Here is a 9289-nt window from a genome sequence, read left to right on the forward strand (position 1 = left end):
CCTCGGGCGGGCAGGCGCGGCGCGTGGGCGTGGCACGCGCCCTGGCGCTCGAGCCCAGGCTGATCATCGCGGATGAACCAACAGCCGGGCTCGACGTCTCTGTGCAGGGCGAGATCCTCAATCTGCTGAACGAGCTGAAAGCGAGACTTGCTCTGAGCTACCTCATCATCACGCATAACCTGGCGCTGGTGCGCCATGTGGCCGACCGCATTGCGGTGATGTATCTCGGGCGGCTCGTCGAAATGGGACCGACGGCGGACGTCTTCCGCGCGCCGCTCCACCCCTATACGAAGAGCCTGATTGCCTCCGAGCCCAAGCCCGATCCGCGCAAGCGCCGCAAGGATCTTGCCATCCGTGGCGAGATTCCCAGTGTGCTGCGCCGCCCATCGGGCTGCGAATTCCACACCCGCTGTGCCGTCGCGCAGCCGCTTTGCCGGAGTGCCGCGCCCCAGCTGCGCGAGGTTGCGGCGGGCCGGAGCGTCAGGTGCCATTTTGCCGATGAACGACCATAAAACAAGGAGGAGGAAACGATGAGAAACCTGTGGAGAACGGACCGGCGCGGATTGCTGAAGGCGGGCGGCACGATGCTTGCCGGGATGGCGCTCGGTCCGAGGCTGGCATGGTCGGCCGACGGCGATACACTGCGCCTCAGGGCGGCGGCTGATTTCCAGGTGCTCGATCCCAAGGGCATCATCGGCGAACTGGACGACATCATTCCGCGCTGTACGCAGGTGACGCTCATCCGCCTGGGCGACATGCGCGAGGGCAACGAGACCTCGAACTGGGGCGCGGAAAAGATCGACTGGGTGGACCCGCAGAAGATCGCCTTCACGCTGCGCGACGACCTCACCTGGAACAACGGCTTCGGGCCCGTAACGGCGGAGGACGTGAAGTTTTCCTTCGAGCGCATCGCGGGCAGCGATTCCGCCTGGGCTTACCAGTTTGAGAAGCTGGACAAGGTCGAGGTGATCGACCAGCGTTCCGGCATCATTCACCTGAAGCAGCCGTTCAAGCCGTTCTGGGTCATCTCGCTGCCCTATTACGGCGGGCACATTGTGTGCAAGGCGGCGGTCGAGAAGGCGGGCGGCAGCTACACCACCGAGATCCCGGCGCAATGCGGCCCCTTTCTGCTCGAAAAGTGGGAGCAGAACCAGAAGGTGACGCTCGTCGCCAATCCAGACTGGAAAGGGCCGAAGCCGGACTTCAACAAGATCGAGTACTTTATCGTCACCGACGACCAGGCCGCCCTTCTCGCCTATGAGGCCGACGCCTTCGACTACACCCGCATCGCGGTGAGTGCCGCAAAGCAGGTGAAGGCCAACGTGCCGAAGGGCGCGACGCTGATCGAGGCGCAATCGACGCGCTATCACTGGCTCACCATCAACATCGCCAGCCCGCAGCTGACAGACCCCCGCGTGCGGCAGGCGATCCAATATGCCTATGATGGCGACGCCGTGCTGCAAGGCGCCTTCGACGGGCTGGTGCCACGCTCCGCCGGAGTGGTTCAACCCGGCACGAAGTTCTCACGCGAGAAGAACAGGATCGCCACGCGCGACGTCGAGAAGGCAAAGGCCCTTCTGGCGGAGGCGGGCGTCTCCGATCTGACGCTGAAGCTGGTGGCGCTGACCGACTCGACATCGCAGGCCATCGCGCAGATCGTGCAGGCCAATCTTGCCGAGGCCGGCATCACCATCGAAATCCAGCCGACGGAAGATGCGGCCTACTGGGCCCTGGGCGACAAGACGGCGGGCGACACCTACAAGACGCTCGAACTGGTGCTGATGAATTTCGCAGGCGGCATAGACCCCACCGAAAATCTTGTGTGGTTCAGGCCTGACCAGATCGGTGTCTACAACTGGTCGTTCTTCGACAGCACGGAGTTCGAGGAGCTTTACCAGAAGGGTTCGGTGGAGCAGGATGACGCAAAGCGCACGGAGATCTTCAACCGCATGGAGGACCTGATGGAAGACTCTGGCGGCTTTATCTTCATCTGCTTCGAGCCGCAGATCGCGCTGCATGATTCAAACCTGAAGCCGGTGATCCTGGCGGACGGCCACCCTAACCCGACCATGTTCAGGAAGGTCTGACGACAAGGGGCGCGGGGGGACATGTGCTCCTCGCGCCCTTCTTCATCCGGAATGACGAAAGTGCCAAAGCCAGAACCCCGCTTCCGCCGTGTCGCTCCCGAGGAGCGGCGCGCCCTGCTGATCGAGGCGGGGCTCGCCTGCCTGGCGCGGGGCGGGATCCTCGGTTTCACCATCGACAACATCTGCGCGGAGGCCGAGGTCTCGCGCGGGCTCATCACGCATCATTTCAAGTCGAAGGACGGACTCCTCGCCGCGATCTACGAGACGATGATCGGCCGGCTCCTGTCGGTGGTCGAGACTCCGGGAGACGGCAAGGACCACATCACGGCCATCATCGATGCCTCCTTCGGCCTCGATACGCTGAGCCGCGACTCGCTCCGTATCTGGCTGGCGCTGTGGGGCGAGATCGCCAACAACAAGGCCCTGCTGAAAGCCCACCGCAAGCAATATGCGCGCTACCGGGCAGGTGTGGAAGCCGCGTTGCGCTCGCTGGCGGAGGAGCGCGGCCGCGAGGTCGACATTCCCTTCGTGGCGATGATGTTCATTTCGATGGTCGATGGCTTGTGGCTCGAGTGGTGCATCGACCCCAGGCAGATTTCCGCCAGCGATGCCCGCGAGGCTTGCAGGCGGCTGCTGCAGCCGTTCTTCGGAGATTTCGCCTCCGGTCATTGACGAAACCACGGTCAACCATTAGATTGGATGCTCATCCAGTTTTTTGAACGTGGTGGCGACTTTCATGGATCAGGTGGTTTCGACTATCCGGCAGGAGGCCGAGATCGGCCGCCGTCACACTCCCGACTTCGGTTGGCGAACACTTCTGCTCGAAGCCGAGCTTTTCGCGCTGTTCATCGCTGCCACGTCGCTGACAGTTGCAGGCGTCATTCCCATGTGGGCGGGCTTCATCGGCAACACCGTCTTTCTTTACGCTCTCTACACGGTGGTGCATGAGGCGGTTCACGCCAACATCAGCTCACGGAACAAGAACCTCCGCTGGGTCGATACCGCGGCCGGCCTCATCGCCTGCGCACCGCTATGGCTGAACTATCACCAGCACAAGCGGCAGCACATGGAGCACCACACGTACACGAACGAGGACAGCGATCCGGACATCTATGCGCGCGGCAGTTTCCCGGGATGGATATTCGTGAGGCTCCCCAAAGCGCTGATCGGCTATTTCAATCCCTTTCAGCAATACCGGGACTGCAAGCGCTTCAACTGCACCACGCGGGAAATCGTTTACACGGCACTGAGCTTCACAACCTATGCGACGATCGTCATAGGGCTCATCGCAGCCGGTTACGGGTGGCACGTCCTGTTCCTGTGGTTCGTGCCGTGGTGGATCGGACAGACGGTGATGCTGACCTTTTTCACATGGACGCCGCATCACGACCATCACGAGACGGGACGCTACCGCAACACGCGGGTCTCGCTGTTTCCCTTCGCGAACTTCCTCCTGCAAGGCCAGAACTATCACCTGATCCATCACATGCTGCCAGCCATTCCCTATTATCGCTACGAGCCCGCCTTCAACGAGTTGCGGCCGATCCTGGAAGCGAAGGGCGTGCGGATCGAGGGACTTGTTCCCGACCCGCGCAACGAACATTCCGCGCCGTCCAGAGGCTAGCGGCGGCCCAGAACCTCGACGAGGCCGGCGCAGACGATCAGCGCCGTGCCGGTGAGTTCCATCAGCCCGAACTGCTCGCCTGAGAAAAGTGCAGCGGTGACGGCGCCGGCCAGGACTTCCGTCATCAGCAGGATACCGACACGGCCGGAATCGATGCGTTGTGCCGCCCACAGCACCAGGAAATTGGGTGGCACAAAAAATACGACGGCGAAGAGGATGGCCCAGGGCAGGCCTTCGCGCACGTTCGAGAGGTGGGCAATGTGCGAATCGAGCCCCGCTGCAACAAGCATCACGATGATTGAAGCTGCGAGCCCACCGAGACAGAAGGTGAAGACGGGCAGCGATACGCCCTTCGACGGCCTCATGAAACTCCGCAAGGTGCCCGAGGCCCACAACATGCCGCTGACGAGGGCCAGCCAGTCGCCGGCATTGCGCGGAATGGGAACACCTTCCTCGAAACCGAGAATGAAGATCATCCCGCCAAAGCCCAGCACCATCGCGAGGCCGCGGTTGAATGTCAGCCTCTCGCGGAACAGAAACATGCCCGCCAGCGTGCTCCACACAGGCGTCAGGTAGAAGAGCAGGATTGCGTGAATGACGTCGGTGAGAACGAGACTGACTGTATAGAGCGTGAAGGCAAGGCCCATCAGCGTGCCGTTGACGAGCTGGTTTCCGAAGCCCTCCCACGCACTCCGGCGCAACAGCCACGGCAATGGCGAGACCACTGCCACGGCAAAGAAGATGATGCTCAGCCAGGCACCGCCGATGCCAAAGCTTTCCAGCAGGCGCAACGGGTACCAGAAGCCGCCCCACATGGCGCCGCATCCCGCTACGGCAAGTGATGCCCAGAGGTTCTGGCGCGGCGATGTGGCAGTTCGGCTTGTCATCGATCTTCCTTGCGGCAAGACGCCCTCCACCACAAGCCTAGCCATTTGCATGACCAGCCTGAATGCGAATCTCCTTGACCGCTTCGAAACTTGTTTGATTAGATGATCATCCAGCGGCACATCAGAAAAAAGAGCCGGAACATCAGTCCAAGGAGGACAACGCATGACCAAGAGGGTTCAGTTCAATCGCCGCCGCATTCTGAAGGGTGCTGCGCTCGGCGCCGCGACAGTTGCCGCGCCTGCCATCATCGGCCGCGCCGCGATCTCCACGGCCAAGGCAGCCTTCGAAGGCGAAAGCCTCATCGCTGTGTCGTGGTCAGGCAACTACGAACAGGTCTTCCGCGAAACCATCATCGACCCGTTCAATGCAAAGTATGGCACCAAGGCCGAGACGGTCGGCGGCTGGGACCAGATCGTCAGCCAGATCAAGGCCGCCCCGGAAGACAACCCGCCCTTCGACGTGACGGTGGCGGAGGAATACATTTCTTCGACGGGCCTGGCCGAGAACCTTTACATGAAGACCGATCGCGCGAAGGTGCCCAATCTCGAGGCAGTCTATCCTTGGTTCTACGAGACGCGGCCCGAGAAAGCGAAGGAATACGGCGTTCCCTTTGGCGGCGGCACCTGCATGCTGCTGATCCGCAAGAAGCTCGGCATCGAGCCCACATCGTGGGAACTGCTGTGGGACGAGCGGCTTGCCGGAAAGGTGACCTCGGATGGCGCGGCCTGGTGGTGGTCGCTGTCGGTGCCGGCCGTGATGGAAAAGGCTTCTCCCGGCCTTGATGAAATGTACGACATGGCGACCGCCGAACCGCTTTTCGCCAAGCTCGACAAGCTGAAGGTGGCGCGCTGGTACAAGGATGGCGCCGAACAGGCCAACCTGCTGAACCAGGAAGAGGCCGACGCGGCGATGAGCTTTTCCTCCGACGTCTATACGTTCCTGACCGAGAGCCCGGATGAATACGTGGCGGCACTTCCGCAGGAAGGCGCTTCAGCCTGGGCCGACTGGTACTTCAAGGTGCGCGGCACGAAGCACAATGACCTCGCCGACCTCTTCCTGGACTATATGCTCTCCAAGGAAGCCCAGGACCGTTTCCTGTCGAAATCGATGATCTTCATGGCGCGCAACGATGTGGCCGTGCCGCCGCAATGGGGCAACAACTACCCGAAGTCGAACGAGGACTATCACAAGAATTTCCAGATCATCACCATGGATGGCTGGGACAAGATCAACGCCAATTACCAGGCCTTCGACGACCGCATGAAGCAGACCGTGCAGCGCACGTCCGGCTGACATTTGCACGCCAGTGCAGGCCAACAGGAATGGACATGAAACAGAAGCTGAAAAGGAGCCGCTGTTTGGCGCGCACGAGACGTTGAAGATGCCGAGGCGGTACAGGACCGCCCTCGCGAGGACCACCGAAGGGTGAGCAGCGCGGTGGTGAAGACGGCTCTTTCACTTGACGGCATCAGGCGAAGCTATGGTGCCGTCGTCGCGGTTGACGACGTTTCGCTCGATATGGAGCGCGGCGAGTTCGTGACGCTGCTGGGGCCTTCGGGCTCCGGCAAGACGTCGACGCTCCGGCTGATCGGGGGATTCGAGAAGCTGGATGCGGGCACGATCCGCATCATGGGCGAGAAGGTCGATCACCTTCCGCCCTACCAGCGCGACACGGCGACCATCTTCCAATCGGGAGCATTGTTCCCGCACAAGACAGTGGCGGAGAACGTGGCCTACGGCCTTCGCATGCGGAAGGTTCCGAAGCCCGAGATCGAAGCCCGCGTGAAGGAGACGCTCGATATCGTGCGGCTCGGGGGCTTCGAGGCGCGTTTCCCCGCACAGCTTTCAGGCGGCCAGAAGCAGCGCGTGGCACTGGCGCGCTCGCTGGCGGTGAGGCCCGCACTCCTCCTTTTCGATGAACCGCTCTCCGCGCTCGACCTGTCGCTCCGGCTGCAATTGCGTGCCGAGATCAAGCGGCTGCATGACGAGCTGAAGTTCAGCGCCATCTACGTGACCCACGACCAGGGTGAGGCGATGGCGATGTCGAGCCGCGTCGCGGTGATGAACCGTGGCCGGATCGAGCAGGTCGGCACGCCGGAAATGATCTACCACCAGCCCGCCAACGAGTTCGTCTACACCTTCATCGGCGAGAGCTGCTGCATGCCGGTAAGGTCCGCTGCGGGCGCATTTGCCGACAAGGCGGACGGCAAGCTCGACCTCACGCTCGGCCGGCGGATCGATGATGGCGACTGGAAGCTCTATGTGCGGCCCGCCCGCTTCAAGCTCGGCGCGGAAGCGCAGGCGCTGCCGAACCGGCTCGACGCCATCGTGCATTTCGTCGAATTTCTCGGCGACAGCACCCGGTTCCACATGCGGGCGGGCGCGCTTGAGGTGTTTGCCGACCATGTCGGGCACACCGGCCTGAAGCCGGGTGACAAGCTGTCGCTCGGCTGGCGCGACGACGACATGCAGGCCTTCCGATGACGACGGCTGCTTCAGGCCGCCCCCTCACGCCGTGGCTGCTCATGGCGCCTGCCCTCGTCATCGTGATCGTCTTCTTCGGCGTGCCGATGCTCTACATGTTGCGCATGAGCTTCAACCTGCATGAAGGCCAGAAGCTTTATACGCCGGGATTCACACTCGAACACTATGGGCAGCTGTTCGCCAACCCGCTGTTCACCGGCGCCATGTGGACAACGGTGAAGCTGGCGCTCGCGGCCTCGGTTGCTACCGTCATCATCGGTTATGCCTTCGCGCTTCTGGTCTGGCTGAAGCCCGCAGGCTGGCGGCTGATCTTCATCGGCCTGGCGCTCTGCCCGCTGCTGATTTCAGAGATCGCCATCATCTTCGGCTGGTGGATGTTCTTTCCCAAGAACGGACTGATGAGCTACGCGCTGCTGTCGTCCGGCCTGATCACCGACAAGGTAAGCCTGATGTATACCGAGTTCGCGGCCTTCGTCGGACTGATCTACATCACGCTGCCCTATTGCTTCTTCATCCTTCTCTCGATACTCGACGGCATCGACAAGCGGGTGCTTGAAGCGAGTGCCGATCTTGGCGCAGGCCCGCTTTCGACATTCATCGAAGTGCTAGTACCCTTGACGCGCACAGGGCTTGCGGTCGCCTTCTCGCAATCCTTCATCTGGAGCGTCGGGACCTATGCGACGCCTTCGGCCCTGGGGCCGGACACGCTTTGGACGGTGGGCTTCCTCATCCAGGACCAGATGCTGGGCAAGCACAACTGGCCCATGGCCTCTGCCTTCTCGATGATCCTCGTGCTGGGGGTCGCCGCCGTGATGGTGGTGACGCGCTCCTTCATGTCGAAGCGGCAGTCCTTCCATGTCTGAGGCCAGCATTCCCCTTGCCCGCAGGCGCAGTGCCGAGCCAACCATTTTCAAGGCGCTGGGCTTCGCCTTCACGGTGTTCATCGTCGCCTATATCCTTGTGCCCATCCTCGTCACGCTTGTGATGTCCTTCAACGACGCGTCGATGATCCGGTTTCCGATCACAAGCTGGTCGCTCAAGTGGTACCGAGACTTTCTCGGCAGCCCGCAGTGGACGGAGGCGCTGTTTAACAGTGTTGTCATCGCGCTCGGTACCACGATGATCTCGACGACGGCGGGCGTCATGGCCGCCTGGGCCTTCGAGCGTTACGATGTGCCGTTCCGCAACGCCTGGTATCTTCTCATCATGCTGCCGCTGTTCATGCCTGGCGTGGTGCTGGGCCTCGGCGTCGCCATCTCGGTCGGCAACATCCAGATCGGCGGATATGGGGTCTATGGCACGCGCGGGCTCGTCATGCTGGCCCATGCCCTGTGGGCCATGCCGCTGGTCTTCATGCTGATGGAAGCAACCTTCCGCACCATCGACTATCGCGTGGTGGAGGCTTCCTACGACCTCGGCGGCAAGCCTGTGCAGACCTTCTTCGAGATCGTCATCCCGATGGTCTCGACCGGGATCATCTCGTCGGCGCTCTTTGCCTTCGTCATCTCGCTCAACGAATTCGTCATGGCGCTGTTCCTCACCGACCGCGACAGCCAGACGCTGCCCGTGCTGATGTGGCTCAGCCTGCGCTCGGCCGGAACGCCGCGTCTTGCCGTTGCATCCGTCATTCTCGCCATCACCGTTTTCGCCTGCCTGTCGGTCATCGTCCTCTGGTACATCCGGCAACTCCGAAAGGTTTCACGATGAAGATCAAGGCCATGGTGGCAACCGCCAGGGGCGGGCCTGACGTCCTCGCACTTCAGGACGTGGAGCTCTCATGGCCGCGCGGGCCCGGGGACGTGCTGGTGCGATTGAGAGCCGCGGCGCTCAACCCCGCCGACATCTTCTTCCGCCAGCTTGGCGGCTATCTCGACGGGCCTGAGCCCTTCGTGCTGGGTCATGACGGCATGGGCGTGGTGGAGGCCGTGGGCGATGCTGTTGTCACTGTGAAACCCGGCGACCGCGTGTGTTTCTGCACTGGCGGCATCGGCGGCGCCATGGGCACTTATGCCGAGGCGGCCGTCGTGCCTGACTTCCAGCTGGCGAAGGTGCCGGACTCGGTGGACGACCTGACGGCCGCAGCCTTGCCTCTGGTGTCCATCACTTGCTGGGAATCGCTCTACGATCGCGCCCGCGTGCAAACAGGCGAGTTCGTCCTCATCCACGGCGGCGCGGGCGGCACCGGCCATGTGGCGGTCCAGCTTGC

At 62.2% G+C, this 9289-nt stretch carries 10 protein-coding genes; 9 read left to right on the forward strand and 1 reads right to left on the reverse strand.

Going from position 1 to position 9289, the window contains the following annotated elements:
• The 4 genes from ACEW8Q_RS04140 to ACEW8Q_RS04155 form a co-directional block, all read left to right on the forward strand.
• Positions 1-512: oligopeptide/dipeptide ABC transporter ATP-binding protein (locus ACEW8Q_RS04140; RefSeq protein WP_373502789.1), on the forward strand; the 512-nt coding region annotated here is incomplete at its 5' end.
• Between the two features lie 18 nt (positions 513-530).
• A complete protein-coding gene (locus ACEW8Q_RS04145; RefSeq protein WP_373502790.1) occupies positions 531-2087 on the forward strand; it encodes an ABC transporter substrate-binding protein in 1557 nt (518 codons plus the stop codon).
• Positions 2088-2147: 60 nt separating this feature from the next.
• Positions 2148-2759, forward strand: a complete 612-nt coding sequence (locus ACEW8Q_RS04150) for a TetR/AcrR family transcriptional regulator (protein WP_373502791.1) — start codon at positions 2148-2150, stop codon at positions 2757-2759.
• 64 nt (positions 2760-2823) lie between these two features.
• On the forward strand, positions 2824-3711 hold the full coding sequence (locus ACEW8Q_RS04155) for a fatty acid desaturase (RefSeq protein WP_373502792.1): 888 nt from the start codon (positions 2824-2826) through the stop codon (positions 3709-3711).
• Here ACEW8Q_RS04155 and ACEW8Q_RS04160 read toward each other — a convergent pair.
• Positions 3708-4598 carry a DMT family transporter gene (locus ACEW8Q_RS04160; protein WP_373502793.1) on the reverse strand — a complete coding sequence of 297 codons (891 nt, stop codon included), beginning with the start codon at positions 4596-4598 and terminating at the stop codon, positions 3708-3710. The two genes, ACEW8Q_RS04155 and ACEW8Q_RS04160, sit on opposite strands and share 4 nt — an antisense overlap.
• 163 nt (positions 4599-4761) lie before the next feature.
• Between ACEW8Q_RS04160 and ACEW8Q_RS04165 the strand changes: the two genes are divergently transcribed.
• The 5 genes from ACEW8Q_RS04165 to ACEW8Q_RS04185 all read left to right on the forward strand — a co-directional run.
• The gene (locus tag ACEW8Q_RS04165) at positions 4762-5892 is read left to right on the forward strand and encodes a PotD/PotF family extracellular solute-binding protein (protein WP_373502794.1); all 1131 of its coding nucleotides are present in this window, start codon (positions 4762-4764) and stop codon (positions 5890-5892) included.
• A gap of 132 nt (positions 5893-6024) precedes the next feature.
• Entirely contained in the window at positions 6025-7083 is a 1059-nt protein-coding gene (locus ACEW8Q_RS04170) for an ABC transporter ATP-binding protein (protein WP_373502795.1), read from the forward strand.
• Positions 7080-7946 (forward strand): ABC transporter permease, encoded by an 867-nt coding sequence (locus ACEW8Q_RS04175; protein ID WP_373502796.1) that lies wholly within the window; start codon positions 7080-7082, stop codon positions 7944-7946. The genes ACEW8Q_RS04170 and ACEW8Q_RS04175 overlap by 4 nt, the downstream gene beginning before the upstream one ends.
• Positions 7939-8790 (forward strand): ABC transporter permease, encoded by an 852-nt coding sequence (locus ACEW8Q_RS04180; RefSeq protein WP_373502797.1) that lies wholly within the window; start codon positions 7939-7941, stop codon positions 8788-8790. The genes ACEW8Q_RS04175 and ACEW8Q_RS04180 overlap by 8 nt, the downstream gene beginning before the upstream one ends.
• Positions 8787-9289 (forward strand): alcohol dehydrogenase catalytic domain-containing protein (locus tag ACEW8Q_RS04185; RefSeq protein ID WP_373502798.1); only part of this gene is annotated, 503 nt, incomplete at its 3' end. The genes ACEW8Q_RS04180 and ACEW8Q_RS04185, both read left to right, overlap by 4 nt.

This window comes from Aestuariivirga sp. (assembly GCF_041738905.1).
Taxonomy (GTDB): Bacteria; Pseudomonadota; Alphaproteobacteria; order Rhizobiales; family Aestuariivirgaceae; genus Aestuariivirga.

What these genes read in the sequence shown, in the direction of transcription:
- ACEW8Q_RS04155 (WP_373502792.1), top strand. Translation starts at nt 2,824, where the DNA reads ATGGATCAGGTGGTTTCGACTATCCGGCAGGAGGCCGAGATCGGCCGC.
- ACEW8Q_RS04145 (WP_373502790.1), top strand. Translation starts at nt 531, where the DNA reads ATGAGAAACCTGTGGAGAACGGACCGGCGCGGATTGCTGAAGGCGGGC.
- ACEW8Q_RS04160 (WP_373502793.1), bottom strand. Translation starts at nt 4,598, where the DNA reads ATGACAAGCCGAACTGCCACATCGCCGCGCCAGAACCTCTGGGCATCA.
- ACEW8Q_RS04180 (WP_373502797.1), top strand. Translation starts at nt 7,939, where the DNA reads ATGTCTGAGGCCAGCATTCCCCTTGCCCGCAGGCGCAGTGCCGAGCCA.
- ACEW8Q_RS04165 (WP_373502794.1), top strand. Translation starts at nt 4,762, where the DNA reads ATGACCAAGAGGGTTCAGTTCAATCGCCGCCGCATTCTGAAGGGTGCT.
- ACEW8Q_RS04175 (WP_373502796.1), top strand. Translation starts at nt 7,080, where the DNA reads ATGACGACGGCTGCTTCAGGCCGCCCCCTCACGCCGTGGCTGCTCATG.